This window comes from Mucilaginibacter aurantiaciroseus, from assembly GCF_024055595.1.
Lineage (GTDB): Bacteria > Bacteroidota > Bacteroidia > Sphingobacteriales > Sphingobacteriaceae > Mucilaginibacter > Mucilaginibacter aurantiaciroseus.
The window spans coordinates 49,468-65,863 of the sequence record NZ_JAMXOF010000004.1; the positions used below are offsets into that span (position 1 = coordinate 49,468).

A 16,396-nucleotide genomic window follows, 5' to 3' on the forward strand; every position below is an offset into this window, starting at 1 on the left:
CCTTTTCCTATATTTTTGTTCTTATGTATATAAATCATGTTATAAAAGCGTTATGATAGTGGTCATAGCTGTTTTTATGACTAAAAAAACAAAAATCTCATATGAAAAAATTATTATCTATCTTATGTGTGGCTGTTATTACGCTTACCGCTGCATCATGTAAAAAAGAAACTGTAGTAACGCCTGGCACGCAAACAATTTTCACTAAAGCTACAAATTGGAAAACTACTGATGGTGGTCGAACTTACACAGCAGATGTATCAGTACCAGAAATTGATGATCATTTTGATTCAAATGGCACGGTTAGCGTTTCTGATGATATTGGTAATGGAGAGTATGAGCAACTGCCAAGTGTATATGATGGTATTACATATCGGTCAACTTACACAGGTGGTCATGTGTATATAGATGCCCAAAATAGTGACGGCACAGGCACCATTACAGTACCACCAACACTTAATTTAAAAATTGTGTTGATATATTAAATTCTATCGCTAACAAAAAAGGCCTTCGGATATCAGAAGGCCTTTTGTTGTAACATATTTATAACTATTTCTCCATTTGCTCTATCACGGCAGCAGTAACGCCGGTGAAAGAGAAACCACCATCGTGGAACAGGTTTTGCATGGTAACCATTTTGGTTAGGTCGCTAAACAAGCTTACACAGTAATCAGCACATTGGTTAGCATCTGCATTACCAAGCGGGCTCATTTTCTCAGCATAATTAACAAAACCATCAAAACCCTTTACACCGTTGCCAGCGGTAGTGCGGGTTGGCGATTGTGATACCGTATTGATACGCACGTGTTTTTTAACACCGTACTGGTAACCAAAGTTACGGGCAATGCTTTCCAGGTAAGCTTTATTATCGGCCATATCATTATAGTCAGGAAATACACGCTGGGCAGCAATGTAAGTAAGCGCTACAACCGAACCCCATTCGTTTATAGCATCAAGCTTCATGGCTGTTTGCAACACACGGTGAAAGCTTAATGCAGATATATCTAAACCCTTGTGAGTAAAATCGTAGTTATTTTCGGTATAAGGGATGTTTTTACGAACGTTAACGCTCATACCTATCGAGTGCAGCACAAAATCTACACCGCCGCCAAAATACTCCATGCTTTTGGTGATCAGGTTGGTAACGTCCTCGTTGCTGGTAACATCCGCCGGTATAACAGGGGCATTACATTCCTCTGCAAGTTTATTCAGTTCGCCCATGCGTAGTGCCAGCGGCGAGTTGGTTAAAACAATTTCAGCACCTTCTTCGTGGCAACGTTGCGCCACTTTCCAAGCTATAGATTGCTCGTTAAGCGCACCAAAAATAATTCCTTTTTTACCTTTTAATAAATTGTAAGCCATTGTTTTTAGTTTTATGAGTGGGGCAAAGTTATATTTTTTATTTACGATTGAAGAATTACGATTTTAGATTGAGAAGGTAACACAGCTATGTCATTGCGAGAAGCGTAGCAACGTTGCAATCTCATAGGACATGCTGAGATTATTAATGCGTTTGATTTTTCTATAAGGAATTAATGAGCTCCCTATGGTCGGTTGTCCACGCTATTGCTCGCAATGACATTGTTTAATATTTTACCCCGCCAGCAATTCCCTTGCATTTTGCAGCGCGCTCTCGCCGGGATTGTCACCGCTCAGCATTTTGGCAATTTCCAATACGCGTTCGGTATCGTTAAGTTTTTTGATGCGTGTTTTGGTGACAGATTCCGAATCATCCTTATAAACAAAGTAATGGCTTTCGCCCTTACCTGCAATTTGCGGTAGGTGGGTTATGGTAATTACCTGTAAGTTGTGCGATAGGCGTTCCATCACCTGCCCTACCTTATTGGCTACTTCGCCGCTTACGCCGGTATCTATCTCGTCAAAAATAATGGTTGGCAGCGCCGTGTATTCGGCAATGATGGATTTGATACTTAGCATCAGCCTGCTCAACTCCCCGCCCGATGCTACCTTGCTCATATCTGCCAAGGCATGCCCCTTATTCGCCGAAAACATAAAGCGGATGGCATCATTACCATTTTTTACAAGTTCTTCCAGCGCCGTTTGATCGATATGTAACACCGAATTAGGCATCCCCATTTCGGTAAGGTTAGCCAGCACTTTATCCTGTATTACCGGGATAGCTTTTTTACGATTGGCAGATAGCTTGGAAGCTATACCCTCCAGTTCCAGTTTATCTGTAGCAATTTGCTTTTGCAATTTCTCTACCGCTTCGTCGCCAAACACAGCCTGTTGAATCTTCTCCGACAAGTCGTTTTGGATCTCCAGCAATTCCTGATTACTATTAACCCGATGCTTTTTCTGCAGATTGAAAAGCATACTTAAACGCGTATTTATTTCTACCGTGCGGGCTTCGTTGGTAAATGTGCGCTGCTCGATATTATCCAGCTCAGCGGCAATATCTCTAAGTTCTATCAGGGTGATTTTTAAGCGCTCGTGCAGTTCTTCTACCTCGGGGTTATATTGTTCTATAGTTGACAGCTGTTGCCCGGCTTCACGAAGCTGAATAATAGCTGATGTTTCGCCCTCGTGCATTAAATAATACGCACCACTTAAATTACGTTTAATCTCTTCAGCATTAGACAGCGTAGCCAGTTCTTTCTCCAACCCATCCTGCTCATCGGCGGCAATAGCGGCTTTTTGCAGTTCATCAAACTGAAACTGGTAATAATCAAGGTCAGCCTTGGCCTTATCATTTTGCGCTATCAGTTCATCCAACTGCTTAAGCGATTTTTTATAGGTGCGAAATTTGGTTTGATAGCCGCCTAACAGGTCGTAGTGACCAGATACCCCGTCAACAACCAGAAGTTGAAAATCGGGGTCGTTAATTTCATAAGTGGCGTGCTGCGAATGAATATCTATCAGCTTTTCGCCAAGTTGTTTTAAGGTAGTCAGGTTAACAGGTGTATCGTTCACAAAAGCGCGCGATTTACCATCGGCAGAAATCTCTCGGCGCAATACGGTTTCGCCGTCGTAATCCAAGTCGTTATCTTCAAAAAATGTATTGAGGTGGAAGCCCGCAATTTTGAAAGCGCCTTCTATCACACATTTTTTTTGCTGATTAAAAAAGTAACGGCTTTCTGCACGCTGGCCCAATATCAGCGATAGCGCTCCTAAAATGATTGATTTACCCGCGCCGGTCTCGCCGGTAAGGATGTTCAGCCCCTTATCAAAATTGATCTCGAGGTTGTCTATCAGCGCGTAATTTTGTATGGTTAGCCTTTGAAGCATAAAAAAAGTATCCCCTTTTTTGAGGATACTAAATTACTAATTTTAATAGGAATTGTGTTGGTTGATTAAGTTAAGTAGTGAGTAGTTGCCAGAAATCATTTACTCAATCAACCACTCACTATATCTTAATTACTTTCGACAGGTTCCGGTTTCTCCGGTTTTTCCGGCTTCTCCGTTTTTTCTGGTTTCTCCGGTTTTTCTGGTTTCTCGTTGTTGTTGTCGTTATTATTATAGTTCCAGTTATATGCACTTTCAGGATGATTTTTCCTGTACTCGGCAACCTTCTTTTTAAACTCGGGCGATCTTGTGTAAGCCCTTAGTTTTTCCGATGCCTCGTGTAATAATTTTTTTTCCTTTTCAATTACGGGGCTGCCGGTAAACCTGCGCATGTTATCAACAACTTTACGCATTTCCTCCTGTTTCTGTTTGGTGTCGGTATTCTTAAATGCTTTACGCATTTCTTCGCCCGCGGCACGCATTTCATCCTGAGATTTTTTAACATCAGGGTTATCGGTGTACGAGCGCATCTGTTGGCCCAACTCCTTCATTTTTTCCTGTTGTTGCGTTACATCCGCAGGGATGTTCTTTTTCAACTCTACCTGGTATTGGCGATAGTTCTCATCATTTTTACTATCATCGCGGCTAAAAACTCCGTTAAGGGGCACACCATATTTTTGTGCAATTTTGGTATTCATTTCCTTAAACTCTTTCGACTCGTAATACTTGCTCATCACATCACCCGCAGCCGACATTTGTTTGCTTAACTCGTCAATTTTACCACTGCGGCTACCCCATTGTTTATCAAATTCGGCGGCAGCATTTTCCTGTGCAGCTGTAGCTTGTTTAACCCTTTCGCTATTGTAAAATACATCAACATCTTTACCCAGCTTTTCCATTTTTTCGCTTTGGGCTTTAAATGCAGGGCTGTCATAATATTTTCCAATCGCATCGCCATGCCGCTCAACATCTTTGCTTAAACGCTCCAGTTTCGGGTCGTTTATACCATTGTTGTAAATACCACCGTAGTTAACACGCACGTTGTGATCTACGTTTGATTTGGCACTGAACTTAGCTTCGGCTTTCCCCTTTTTGGTTGCATCTTTAGTAGTCTTTGCCTCGAATTTAACCGCTTTTTTTGCGGGGATGGTATCGGCCAATATATTCTTTATCGCTTCGGGGGTTATCTTTTTTACTGATATTTTACCTTGCGCAATTTCGGGGTTTAGCAACGCTAAGCTGCCAACACTTAAGGTTAATATAAGCATGGCCATTAATGCTGGCCGCAAGCTTGAGGTTTGTTTTTTTGTTTTCATGATTCTTTCGATACGGTTTAATAAATGATACTTTTTGCCGGTTACAGCCAGCGCTAACTGCAACTCGTTTTGGCGGTTTTGCTCCAGTTTGAATAGAGCTTTGGCATAAATAACAGGGTTTTGCGTAGCGTCTACAACCATGTCGTCGCAGCTGTTTTCGCGTTCTTCGCCTATTATTTTATTGATAAGTAACACGCACGGATTAAAGAATAACAACGTGGTTACAACTTGCTGCAGCAGATTAATAAGGTAGTCGTTACGTTTAATATGAGCCAGTTCGTGCATCAATATGGCTTCAATTTCTTCGGACCCAAGGTAGGTTGACAGGGTAAAAGGCAACAAGATGACCGGTTTAAAGTAGCCTACTATGCAAGGCACATCAACCATCTGGCTAAAGCCAACTTTTACCGTTTGGGTTATATTTAGTTTTTTAGCTAAGGCGCTTATTTGCTGCTGCAATTGCACGCCAAGGCTCATAGCACGTTTAATGGTTTGGATCTTGCGATGTGCCAATATCACCCTTGCCATATTCAATAGCAAGCCAAAAACGTATATGGCGGTTACATAAGGCAGGTAGCGTTCTACACTGTAATAGTACCTGATGCCCTGGTTAGCAAACTGCTGGATGTTTTGCGGGAAACCTGCCAATAGCACCATATTTTTAAAATTGGCGGGTTTGGCCAGCCAGTCGTAATGTTGTATCTCGGTAATTAGCGTGTAGGCAAACCAACCTGTAATAGCCAGCAGACTACTTACTGCAAACAAATATTTTTTTGACGATGAAAGCCCGGTTGCCAACAACAAAATCACCCTTAACAGGAAATAAATAAGCAGCCCCTGCCATAATGAGTGGATGATGGTGATCCCCAAAACCTGGCTGATGTTGTACAGTATGTTTTCCATAATGTCAAAAAATCTAAATACTAAACTCTAAATTTTAATGAGGCAAATCCTAATCACTAACCTCCAAACTCTAATCTCTTTTCTCAAACTGATCTAAAAAGTTCTTTATCGCGTCAATCTCATCTTTTGAGGCGCGGTGCTGGCCAAGGGCCTGTATCACCAAATCGGATGTAGACCCTTTAAAAACCGTTGATATAATTTTATCCAAAGCGCCCTGCTGTGCCTGTTCGCGGCTGATAAGCGCTTTATACAAGTGCGTTTTCGCTGCCGTATCGCGTTCTACCAAACCTTTTTCGTGCATTATCTGCATTAGTTTTAGAGTTGTGGTGTAGCCTGCATCTTTGCTTTTTGTCAATTCTTCGTGCACATCGCGTACGCTGCATTGACCCCTTTTCCAAATCACTTGTAATATTTCCAGCTCGCTTTCTGTCGGTTTCAGATTCATTGTTATAAAGTTATACGAATTTCTTCGTACAAATATGTACGATAGTTTTCGTATATCAAAATATTATTTAAATAATATTTTTTTCGCGTTTAATTAATAGACGTGGAGGGATTTAAAACGTTACATTTTAGTCATAAAAACGTACTTAAACCGCCAATATTCGCCTCCTTAAATTTTGAGGCTTATATTTGCACAAACTCTACGCTAATGGAAATTTTTGCTTTGGGCGAGGGCTCATATTCGGTTGATACCAGTAAGAAGTTTATCCCCTTTAACCCCGAAACCGATAACAAACGCGATCGCCCGGGCTCCCTCTTCATCCACGTAAATCCCTTCCTCATCAAAACTACCAACGACCTAATCCTATTAGATGCCGGCCTTGGTTATAAAGATACCCGCGACGAACTACTGCTTCACCAGCACATCCGCAACGCAGGGTTCGACCCTGAAGATGTAACGCTGGTGCTAATGTCGCATTTACATTATGACCATTCCGGTGGTTTAGTTGTAGAACGCAATGGACAACTGGAACCGAGCTTTCCGCAGGCAACTCACGTGATCCAAAAAGATGAATTTGAGTTTGGCATAAGTGGTAAATCAAGCTCATACCATGTCGAGATCTTCGAAGCTTTGCAAAACAGTGCTAAAGTAGATTTTGTAGAAGGCAGCGGCGAGTATAAGCCGGGCATCAATTATGAACTATCCGGCGGACACAGTAAGTTTCACCAGGTATTTTGGATAAATATAGAAAATAAGAAAGTATTTTTTGGTGGCGATGAATTGCCGGAACCCGAGCAACTGATCAGGAAGTTTGTAGCGAAGTATGATTACGATGGGCACCGCGCGGCAGAGTTACGCATCCAATACGGTAAAAAGGCGGCGGCAGAAGGCGATATATGCTTGTTTTACCACGCAAGGGCAACAGCCATTGGCACGGTTAAATATGAGAATGAAACTTTTACGATTATCCAGGCTTAGTTTGACAATACGCCGAATAGCTCTTTAATTTTTTCTACATTAAGCGGTTTCGAGATAAAATCCTTAACCAGCGGGTAAGAACGCGCTTTGTTAATATCATTACTAAACACCGAAGAAGAGATAATATAGATCTTGCTTTTACCTAACGGGTCGAGATTTAAGCGTTTGTACTCATCCAAAAACTCCCAGCCATTCATAATAGGCATGTTTATATCCAACAGGATATAATCTGGCAGTTTAGCAGGGTCTTTTTGTTGAATTTCAGTTAGTTTATCTATCGCGTATTTACCATTAAGGCAAGCCATAATATCTGTATTGGTCAAAGCCTTTTTTATCAATTTTATAGAGATAAAGTTATTTATTTCGTCATCATCAACCAATAAAACACTTACTGTTTTGTCACTATTAGGGCTCATATATTCTTTTATACGGAAATGCAAATTAAAAGGTTGTATTCCTTTAGGTTGTAACGTTACAAATCTTACTATGTTATCGTAACACAACTGTTAAAAAAACATTTAACTTCTTTTTGCAGGGTTTTACTAATACTTTAAACGCGCTGTAAAGGTATTTGTACAGACATACGTAAATGATGTGTAAGCGGATTGTTACAAACAGCGAGTGTGCGGATAAGCAGATGCTTCTATCCTGCTACTGGAGAATTTTCTTCCCACCATCGTTTCGCTTCGGGCCAAAGGGTAATGATCTCTTTTGCTTTTTTCTTATAAATATTAAAAAAAAAGCAAATCGTTATTAAAATCAAACCAGTAATCCATTTTATGTTTAATACTGCCAATTCTAAATCGCCTGCCTTCATAGTGTACCCGGCATTTTGAAGGCTCGATTTTATTTCCCCCAACAGTCGAGCCGCCAACTGGGCAATTTGCTACCTCCACTACAAATTTTGATGAATACAGGCTAAATTGAAATGTCAACAAATTGACCTTATCTTCTTTAATACGTGTAAAATGAGGATAAGACCCTTTAAAGCCTTCTGTTCTTAAAAAGGGAATTACAATGTCCTTAATGGCTTCATCCATTAAGGTCCTTCTTTCCTTACCAGTCATTTAACATAATTTTGCTTCCAATCTCTTCCATAAAAAAGGCCCCTTTAAAAGGAGCCTCAATTTAATCATTTTATCTGCACATCTGCATATCCACGCATCTGCACATCTATAATCACGTTCCGTATTCAGGCGTGGTTACTTCAGTTTCTTCAAACTCATAATCGCTCAAAGGCGGGCATGAGCATATTAACGTCCTGTCGCCATACGTATCATTTACACGGCCAACCGATGGCCAGAATTTAAATTGCGCCACATAAGGTAGTGGATAAGCCGCTTTTTGGCGGGTGTATGGATGCTCCCATTCGTTGCAGGTAATTACAGCAGCGGTATGTGGCGCGTTTTTCAACGGATTATTTAATTTATCAGAAACTCCTTTTTCTACATCTTCAATTTCACCACGGATAGAGATCATGGCATCGCAGAAACGGTCAAGCTCGTGCTTAGGTTCAGATTCTGTCGGCTCTATCATTACCGTACCCGCAACCGGGAACGATACTGTTGGCGCGTGGAAACCGTAGTCCATCAAACGTTTCGCGATATCAACAACCTCAACACCATACGTTTTAAACGAGCGGCAATCCAGGATCATCTCATGTGCGCAACGGCCTTTGGTACCGGTGTACAACACGCTGTAATGACCTTTTAAGCGGGTTTTAATATAGTTAGCATTCAGGATAGCGTAACGGGTAGCATTGGTTAAACCGTCGCCACCCATCATAGCGATGTATGCGTGCGATATGATCAGGATAGATGCAGAACCCCAGGGCGCGGCAGATACCGCGTGGATGGCTTTGCCATTATCAATATCAACAACCGCGTGGCCTGGTAAGTAGGGCACTAAGTGCTTGGCTACACCAATTGGGCCCATGCCCGGGCCACCGCCACCGTGTGGGATGCAGAAGGTTTTGTGTAAATTCAAGTGACAAACATCAGCACCAATATTAGCCGGACTTGTTAGGCCTACCTGGGCGTTCATGTTGGCGCCATCCATATAAACCTGGCCACCATTTTGGTGAATGGTCTCACAGATCTCGATGATTCTTTCCTCGAACACCCCGTGGGTAGATGGATAAGTTACCATTAAGCACGACAGCTCATTTTTGTATTGCTCGGCTTTGGCTTTCATATCGGCAACATCGATGTTCCCGTTGTCATCACATTTTACCACAACAACTTTCATCCCGGCCATAGCTGCAGATGCAGGGTTGGTACCGTGTGCCGATGAAGGAATTAAAGCGATGTTACGGTGGCTATCGCCCCTATCGTTATGATAAGCGCGGATCACCATTAAACCTGTGTACTCGCCTTGCGCGCCTGCGTTTGGCTGTAAGCTCATGGCTGCAAAGCCGGTAATTTCGCTTAACCAGCGGTTCAGCTCATCAAATAATTGCATGTAACCACCAGTTTGATCAGTTGGCGCAAAGGGGTGCATTTTGCTGAACTCTGCCCAGGTAACGGGTACCATTTCGGTAGTAGCGTTCAGTTTCATGGTACATGAGCCTAATGCGATCATCGAGTGGCAAAGCGAAAGATCTTTTGCTTCTAACGATTTGATGTAACGCAGCATCTCATGCTCTGAGTGGTGCGAATTAAACAAACCGTGGGTTAAGTATGCCGAAGTACGTTGCAGTTCGGTTGGGATAACACCTTCAACGTTTTTCTTAAGCGTTTCGTAGTTAGAATCAGCAAAGTTTTTGCCTTTAACCTTGGCGAAGAAACGTATGATGGTTTTGATATCTTCCGGCGAAGTAGTTTCATCTATAGCAATGGTAGCTACCGTGCCTTTATAATTCAGGTTAAGTTCGTTATTTAATGCCTCAGATTTTACCGGACCGGCCAATGCGCCAAGCTCAACTTTAAGGGTATCAAAATAAGTATCGTTCAGTTGCTCGTAACCAAGTTCGGTTAACGAGTTGGCAAGCAATACGGTTAAACCGTGGATGCGTTGGGCAATTAATTTTAAGCCTTGCGGGCCATGATACACAGCATACATACCGGCCATTATAGCCAGCAACGCCTGCGCGGTACAAATATTTGAGGTCGCCTTATCCCTTCGGATGTGCTGCTCGCGGGTTTGCAGTGCCATACGTAAAGCATAATTACCTGCGGCATCAATGGTTACACCAATGATACGGCCGGGGATAGAGCGTTTATATTCGTCTTTAGTTGCAAAAAACGCGGCGTGCGGGCCACCAAAACCCATGGGTACACCAAAACGTTGGGTGCTGCCAACAACAATATCTGCCCCCCATTCACCCGGAGGGGTTAACAGTATAAGGCTCATAATATCGGCTACAACTGTTAGCTTAATATTTTTTGCGTGTAGGGCATTAGCGAAATCGGTATAGTTGTAAACCGCGCCGTTGCCTGCCGGGTATTGTACCATGGCGCCAAACATGTCGTCGGTTAGCTCGGTGGTGGCGTGGTTGCCAATTTGCAATTTAATGCCGGAAGGTTCGCTACGGGTTTTTAAAATATCGATAGTTTGCGGGAATACCTCTTCGCTCACAAAGAAAACATTTGCGGCAGTATTCTTACGCAGGCTGTATTGCATAAACATTGCTTCGGCAGCGGCGGTACCTTCGTCCAGTAGCGATGCGTTGGCAATTTCCATTCCGGTTAAATCAACAACCATGGTTTGGAAATTTAACAAAGCCTGTAAACGGCCCTGTGCAATCTCTGCCTGGTAAGGGGTGTATTGGGTATACCATCCGGGGTTTTCGAGGATGTTACGCTGAATAACACCCGGTACAATTACATCATAATAACCCTGGCCAATGTACGATTTAAACACCTTGTTTTTTGAAGCTGTTTGCTTAAGCGTATTCAGGTAATCGAACTCGCTTTTGGCAAGGGGCAGGTTCAGCGGGTTTTTTAACCTTATTTTTGCCGGTACGGTTTCGTCTATCAGTTCATCAAGCGAATTTACGCCGATAGTTTTTAGCATTTTATCGGTATCTGCCTGGTTTGGCGCTATGTGCCTTTGCTGGAATTTTTCCTGGTAATCTATGTTCAGCTTCATTGAAATGGGTATCCCTTAAATTTAGTGCAAAGGTACAATTTAGCCGCTGAATAACAATCGGGTAATAAGATTTGACATTGGTTTTACAAGGAAATTTTTTACCTTTATGTTACCGAAAATCTTATGCTTGTTAAAAAACTTTTACTTTTAATTGCTTTTTTATTTCTTATAACTCACCTAAGCTTAGCAGCTACCTTCACTGTTACCAGTAATGCCGATGCGGGGCCCGGTACTTTACGCGAGGCTTTAGCCAATGCGGCTGCAAATGGCATCTTAACTCAAGATGTTATTACCTTTAATTTACCCGGGGCGCTTGTATCTGATCGCATCATCAGGTTAAAAACTCAATTACCTAATGTTTCATCAAACCTAATTATTGATGGTACCACACAACCGGGTATTGTTTTTGGTGTTTCGGACGCCAGGGTTGTTATTGAACCGGAAACATCACCGGCTAATTTTAACGCGCTAAATATTTATGGCGATGTAAACAACAATGGTACTGCTGCAAAAAACATCGAAATATATGGTTTGTATATCCGCAATTTCGCCAAAATAACCAACGTAGCTACTCCTGATAACAGCCAGGGATCGGGCATTGTGCTTACCGGCGATGCATCTTTTATCACTATTGGTGCGCCGGGTAAAGGCAACGTTATCTGCGGCAACATCAATGGCATTGTAAACTCAAATTACACTTACTATACCGGTGCCGACCAAATAGTGATACAAAGCAACATTATTGGCTTGCTTGATGATGGTTTTACCGCAAATACAAACATGTATGGTATTAACCTTAGTATCGATAAAAACGCACTCATTGGGGGCATAAATGCTAACATGGGCAATGTTATTGCCGCCAATGTTACCAACGTAAGCGTTACACGCGGCTATAATTTCGCGGCAAACAATTTTATTTTAATCCAAAACAATAAAATAGGCACTAATTTTTCGGGTAATGCCGATTTTAAAAACATCCCGCTTTTTCAGCTTAGCGCGTTCATTCAAACTTTTGGCATCTTTATAAACGGCAGCGGCATTATCGCTAAAATTACTGACAACATCGTTTCAGGGCAGCGCTACTGCGGGATATATATCGATAACGCCACTTTTGAGATAGAAGGCAATAATATAGGTACCGATAAAGCAGGAACTGCCAACCTTGGCAACGGCGAAGGCATCCGTGTGGGGGTTAATGCGGCGGGCAATATAGGCGGTGCGGCGGCTACGGCCAAAAACATCATTGCCTATAATAATTACGGAATCGAGGCGCTAAATAATGCACATGCGTTAATTACCCGCAACAGCATGTTCTGTAATAAAGATTATGGCATTAGCGTAGCCACTAACTATTACCAGCCGCCGTTTGTAAAGGTTCTTAGCTTTGGCGCCACCAAAGTATCAGGTGTAGCCACGCCTAATTCAAAAATTGAGTTGTTTTTTGCTGATGCTTGCGGCTTTGTTAACTGCCAGGGCAAAACCTACATTACTACCGTAAACGCAGACGGAAGCGGCACATGGACGTATACGGGCACCATAAGCAGCCCGGTTATAGCAACCGCCACAGACGGTAATAACAACACATCGCCTTTTTCATCATTAGTGATACAGGATAACGACATTGTTATTAAACAACTTACCTGCGCCTACACAGGTAGTATTACCATTACGCCTGATTTTAGCGGGCTCGAATTCCATTGGGATAAAAAAGAACAAAATGGCACCTTAACTTCTTTGGCAAATACTAAAAACATAAGCGGCTTACAGCCGGGCACTTACCAGCTTACCGTACAATACCCGGGCGGTTGCCAAAAAAGCACCAAACTGTTTGAGATAAAAGACCAGCGGGTAAAGATCCAAAATATACGGCCGCCCATGCCGGAGTGCCGTCAAAAATTCTTTCCGGTAGATGTTAATTTTCAGGGTGGTACAGGCAATGTGAGGTTTGAGTGGAAAAACGCAGCGGGCGAGGTTAAATCTACAGATAAAAATGGGGTTGTGCCTGCCGGGACTTACACGCTAACCATTTCTGACGATGCAGGCTGCGCGGTTACATCCGCAGCGTTTACCATAACGGCTAAACCCGGCCCGGATTATGACTTGAGCACCATGAATGTTGCAACCGCCCGTTGCGGCATTGCCGAAGGCTCTATTAAAGATATAACTACTTACGTGGGTATTGGCACATTAAGTTACCAGTGGTATGATAGCAATAATAACCCATTGCCGGGTAAGACCAATAAAGATCTGACAAACGTTAAAGGCGGCTCTTACCGGCTGGAATTAAGGGACCAAAGCCAGTGTAGCCCTTATTCTACGCCTTACATTGGAATCCAGGAAACCAACTCGGTAAACATTACCACCGGAACTATTACCCGCCCTACCTGCGGGCTTAATAATGGCGCTATAAATAATGTTTATGTAGATAATGCCGACTTTTTTCAATGGACAGGACCTAATGGCCCTATCCCCACCACTGCAAGTAATTACCACAATCTACCAAGTAACCTAGCGGAAGGACAGTACACTCTGTACGCAAAAAATACGGCTACAGGCTGCGATAACAGCCGGCTGTTTAATGTAGAAAGGCAACTCCCCGAAACATTCAGTTATAACCCTAACATTACAGCAGCCAGCTGCGATTTGAGTAACGGCAGTATAAAACTGCAGTTTAACGGCAATGTGATCCCCCAATCGTACCAATGGATAGACCCCAATAACATACCAAGAGGTAACACTAATCAAATAACAGACCTTGCACCCGGCTTATACAGTGCAGTAGTAACCGATAAATACGGTTGCCCATCAACCCTTGGCCCGTTCGAGGTAAAGAAAACACCTTTACTTGTATTTGCAACAGCTAACAATCCTATTGGTACAGCCGACCAGTGCAATCAAAAATTAGGGCATATAGATGGTGTGCTGGTAACGGGTGGCGTACCTCCTTACAATTACAAATGGACTGATAAAAATACCGGCCAGCCCGTAGGCGGCAATACCGCCGATCTGACAAATATTGGCAAAGGCGATTATAGCTTAGTAGTTACCGATGCAACCCCATGCGCTATCCCGCTTACCTGGGATGTTACGGTAGATAACATCCAGTTTATACCTACTGCACCCATATTAGCCGACAGAAAAATATGTGTGCCCGAAAAATTAACATTAAAAGTACTAAATACAATTAGTGGTAATTATAACCTGTATACAAGCGAAACAGCCCAGGATCCAATACAAAAAAGTGCGACAGGGCAGTTTAATGTACAGGTGAATGAAAGCAGCGATTATTACGTATCCTACAATATTGGCACTTGCGAAAGCCCGCGCAGTAAAGCGCACGTAGAAGTGATTTTGGTTGATGTAAAGTTCCCTAATGTGTTTAGCCCTAACGAAGATGGAATAAACGATTATTGGAAAATAGAAGGCTTGCAAAAATTCCCGGGCACTGTGGTGCAGGTTTTTACCCGCGGGGGTCAAAAGGTGTTCGAGTCTAAAGATTACGCCACACCATTTGTGGGTAAACAAAACGGGAAGCTATTAGCTGCCGGCGTTTATTACTATATCATAAACCTTAACACGGGTTGTGAATTGCTATCAGGAAGTTTAACCATTTTGCGTTAGGCAAGTTGGCCCAGGTACATTTGGATAGTGTTCTCTAACCCATAATATAAAGCATCGCTAATTAGCGCATGGCCTATGCTCACTTCATCCAGCGCGGGGATATTTTGGGCGAAGTATTGCAGATTCTGCAGATCGAGATCGTGCCCTGCATTTATACCCAGGCCAAGCTTGTGGGCTACATCGGCAGCCTTTACGTAAGGCGCTATAGCTTCTTCTTTGTTTGTTGGGTAATTGTGTGCGTAGGCTTCGGTATAAAGTTCAATCCGGTCGGTGCCTGTTGTTGCGGCGGCTTCTATCATCTCGGTAACCGGGTCAACAAATATAGATACGCGGATTCCCGCAGCTTTAAAAACCTTGATGATGTCTTTTAAATAATTCTGGTTTTTCATCGTATCCCAGCCATGGTTAGAGGTGATCTGTCCTAAAACATCGGGTACTAAAGTCACTTGCTCGGGTTTGCTGGCCAGTACAAGGTCAATAAACTTTTGCTCCTGGCAATTACCTTCTATGTTAAACTCGGTGGTTACTATCTTTTTCAAATCGAAAACATCCTGGTAACGGATATGCCTTTCATTGGGCCTTGGGTGTACGGTGATACCCTCGGCGCCAAAGCGCTCGCAATCTTTAGCAACTTGTACCAAATTTGGGTTATCGCCGCCGCGGGAGTTACGCAGGGTGGCTATTTTATTGACGTTGACAGATAAGCGGGCCATAGCAGTATATATTTAAGGGCAAATATCATTATTACATTACTAACAATAAAAACATATTTATGATTGTGTTAATTTGCAGTAACGATGAAAGCGCTTTTTACATTTTTTATACTATCCTGCATGGCGCTGGCTGCCAGCGCGCAGGCCAACTACACTAATATCACCAATTACGAGGTATACTACGGCTGGGCTAAGCATTACCCGCAAGACTGGATGATACTGCGTAAGTTTGAGAACAACGGCAAGCCCTACCTGCTGATGGTAAACCCGCAAACGCTGGAAACCAAACTGAACGATGCCGGTTTCTACCAAATTAGGCCCATGAGCATGGCCGATGCCCGCAAGTTTTTTAGCAGTACACCGTATCAGAAAGCATTAAGCAAAGCCGAAAGCCAGTCGGTAGCCATACAGGATGCTGGAATTGAACGCGGCATCCCTAAAGAAACAGGCATCAGCCTAACGGCCGATCTTTGCCCTTCGCACCGCCCGCTGGACAGGCGTATCTTTACCGATATTATTACCGGGTTTAAACAAGTGGAAACGCCCGTGCCAATTGCCCTATCGGTAAGTGGGTTGTGGATGAAACACCATGTGCAGGACCTTGCATGGTTAAAACAATTGCAAGCCAACCACGAAATTTATATCACTTGGATCAATCATTCCTACAACCATCGAGTGAGCAAAACCAGCCCGCTTAAAACAAACTTTTTGCTGGAACCCGGTACCGATATTAAATACGAAGTAATGGAAACCGAAAAGCTGATGCTGGCCGATGGCCTGCTGCCCTCTGTGTTTTTCAGGTTCCCGGGGCTGGTGTCAAATCAGCAACTGGTTTATAAGATCACCAATTTTGGGTTGATCCCTATTGGTACCGATGCCTGGCTGGCTAAAGGCCAACAGCCGCAGGCAGGCAGCATTGTGTTGATCCACGGGAATGGTAACGAGCCTGTGGGCGTTAATGATTTTATAAAGCTGCTCCAATCTAAAGCGTCATCCATCGCTAATAAACAATGGCTGCTTTACGATCTAAGAGAAACGGTTGAAGAGGAAGCGGAAGAGAAGTAATTGTGTTATGGTGAACCTGT

The 16,396-nt window shown here is 43.0% G+C and carries 12 protein-coding genes; 4 read left to right on the forward strand and 8 right to left on the reverse strand.

Features of this window, described 5'->3' with window-relative positions; genetic code table 11:
* Positions 1-101: 101 nt before the first annotated feature.
* Positions 102-485 (forward strand): hypothetical protein, encoded by a 384-nt coding sequence (locus NAF17_RS16205; protein ID WP_252759065.1) that lies wholly within the window; start codon positions 102-104, stop codon positions 483-485.
* A 64-nt stretch (positions 486-549) separates the two neighbouring features.
* On the opposite strand, the gene NAF17_RS16210 is transcribed toward NAF17_RS16205, so the two are convergent.
* The 4 genes from NAF17_RS16210 to NAF17_RS16225 form a co-directional block, all read right to left on the reverse strand.
* Positions 550-1,362 carry an enoyl-ACP reductase FabI gene (locus tag NAF17_RS16210; RefSeq protein WP_252759066.1) on the reverse strand — a complete coding sequence of 271 codons (813 nt, stop codon included), beginning with the start codon at positions 1,360-1,362 and terminating at the stop codon, positions 550-552.
* Positions 1,363-1,593: 231 nt separating this feature from the next.
* Positions 1,594-3,249: a DNA repair protein RecN gene (recN, locus tag NAF17_RS16215; RefSeq protein ID WP_252759067.1), complete on the reverse strand. Its 1,656-nt coding sequence runs from the start codon at positions 3,247-3,249 to the stop codon at positions 1,594-1,596.
* Between the two features lie 125 nt (positions 3,250-3,374).
* On the reverse strand, positions 3,375-5,465 hold the full coding sequence (locus tag NAF17_RS16220) for a M56 family metallopeptidase (protein WP_252759068.1): 2,091 nt from the start codon (positions 5,463-5,465) through the stop codon (positions 3,375-3,377).
* A 70-nt stretch (positions 5,466-5,535) separates the two neighbouring features.
* A complete protein-coding gene (locus tag NAF17_RS16225; protein ID WP_252759069.1) occupies positions 5,536-5,910 on the reverse strand; it encodes a BlaI/MecI/CopY family transcriptional regulator in 375 nt (124 codons plus the stop codon).
* A gap of 207 nt (positions 5,911-6,117) precedes the next feature.
* Between NAF17_RS16225 and NAF17_RS16230 the strand changes: the two genes are divergently transcribed.
* The gene (locus NAF17_RS16230) at positions 6,118-6,888 is read left to right on the forward strand and encodes an MBL fold metallo-hydrolase (RefSeq protein WP_252759070.1); all 771 of its coding nucleotides are present in this window, start codon (positions 6,118-6,120) and stop codon (positions 6,886-6,888) included.
* Here NAF17_RS16230 and NAF17_RS16235 read toward each other — a convergent pair.
* The 3 genes from NAF17_RS16235 to gcvP form a co-directional block, all read right to left on the reverse strand.
* Entirely contained in the window at positions 6,885-7,304 is a 420-nt protein-coding gene (locus NAF17_RS16235) for a response regulator (RefSeq protein WP_252759071.1), read from the reverse strand. The two genes, NAF17_RS16230 and NAF17_RS16235, sit on opposite strands and share 4 nt — an antisense overlap.
* A 315-nt stretch (positions 7,305-7,619) precedes the next feature.
* The gene (locus tag NAF17_RS16240) at positions 7,620-7,955 is read right to left on the reverse strand and encodes a DUF4304 domain-containing protein (RefSeq protein ID WP_252759072.1); all 336 of its coding nucleotides are present in this window, start codon (positions 7,953-7,955) and stop codon (positions 7,620-7,622) included.
* Between the two features lie 112 nt (positions 7,956-8,067).
* Positions 8,068-10,977, reverse strand: a complete 2,910-nt coding sequence (gcvP, locus tag NAF17_RS16245; RefSeq protein ID WP_252759073.1) for an aminomethyl-transferring glycine dehydrogenase — start codon at positions 10,975-10,977, stop codon at positions 8,068-8,070.
* 123 nt (positions 10,978-11,100) lie between these two features.
* Here gcvP and NAF17_RS16250 point away from each other — a divergent pair, with 123 nt between their 5' ends.
* A complete protein-coding gene (locus tag NAF17_RS16250) occupies positions 11,101-14,598 on the forward strand; it encodes a T9SS type B sorting domain-containing protein (protein ID WP_252759074.1) in 3,498 nt (1,165 codons plus the stop codon).
* Here NAF17_RS16250 and NAF17_RS16255 read toward each other — a convergent pair.
* On the reverse strand, positions 14,595-15,311 hold the full coding sequence (locus NAF17_RS16255; RefSeq protein ID WP_252759075.1) for a pyridoxine 5'-phosphate synthase: 717 nt from the start codon (positions 15,309-15,311) through the stop codon (positions 14,595-14,597). The genes NAF17_RS16250 and NAF17_RS16255 overlap by 4 nt on opposite strands.
* A gap of 84 nt (positions 15,312-15,395) precedes the next feature.
* On the opposite strand from NAF17_RS16255, the gene NAF17_RS16260 reads away from it, so the two are divergent.
* Complete coding sequence (locus NAF17_RS16260) at positions 15,396-16,376, forward strand: polysaccharide deacetylase family protein (protein WP_252759076.1); 981 nt, start codon at positions 15,396-15,398, stop codon at positions 16,374-16,376.
* The last annotated feature ends 20 nt before the right edge of the window (positions 16,377-16,396 follow it).

Excerpts from the sequence above, each read along its gene's own strand:
- NAF17_RS16260 (WP_252759076.1), top strand. The coding sequence starts at position 15,396 with ATGAAAGCGCTTTTTACATTTTTTATACTATCCTGCATGGCGCTGGCT.
- NAF17_RS16220 (WP_252759068.1), bottom strand. The coding sequence starts at position 5,465 with ATGGAAAACATACTGTACAACATCAGCCAGGTTTTGGGGATCACCATC.
- NAF17_RS16205 (WP_252759065.1), top strand. The coding sequence starts at position 102 with ATGAAAAAATTATTATCTATCTTATGTGTGGCTGTTATTACGCTTACC.
- gcvP (WP_252759073.1), bottom strand. The coding sequence starts at position 10,977 with ATGAAGCTGAACATAGATTACCAGGAAAAATTCCAGCAAAGGCACATA.
- NAF17_RS16255 (WP_252759075.1), bottom strand. The coding sequence starts at position 15,311 with ATGGCCCGCTTATCTGTCAACGTCAATAAAATAGCCACCCTGCGTAAC.
- NAF17_RS16210 (WP_252759066.1), bottom strand. The coding sequence starts at position 1,362 with ATGGCTTACAATTTATTAAAAGGTAAAAAAGGAATTATTTTTGGTGCG.
- NAF17_RS16235 (WP_252759071.1), bottom strand. The coding sequence starts at position 7,304 with ATGAGCCCTAATAGTGACAAAACAGTAAGTGTTTTATTGGTTGATGAT.
- NAF17_RS16240 (WP_252759072.1), bottom strand. The coding sequence starts at position 7,955 with ATGACTGGTAAGGAAAGAAGGACCTTAATGGATGAAGCCATTAAGGAC.
- NAF17_RS16225 (WP_252759069.1), bottom strand. The coding sequence starts at position 5,910 with ATGAATCTGAAACCGACAGAAAGCGAGCTGGAAATATTACAAGTGATT.
- NAF17_RS16230 (WP_252759070.1), top strand. The coding sequence starts at position 6,118 with ATGGAAATTTTTGCTTTGGGCGAGGGCTCATATTCGGTTGATACCAGT.
- NAF17_RS16250 (WP_252759074.1), top strand. The coding sequence starts at position 11,101 with ATGCTTGTTAAAAAACTTTTACTTTTAATTGCTTTTTTATTTCTTATA.
- recN (WP_252759067.1), bottom strand. The coding sequence starts at position 3,249 with ATGCTTCAAAGGCTAACCATACAAAATTACGCGCTGATAGACAACCTC.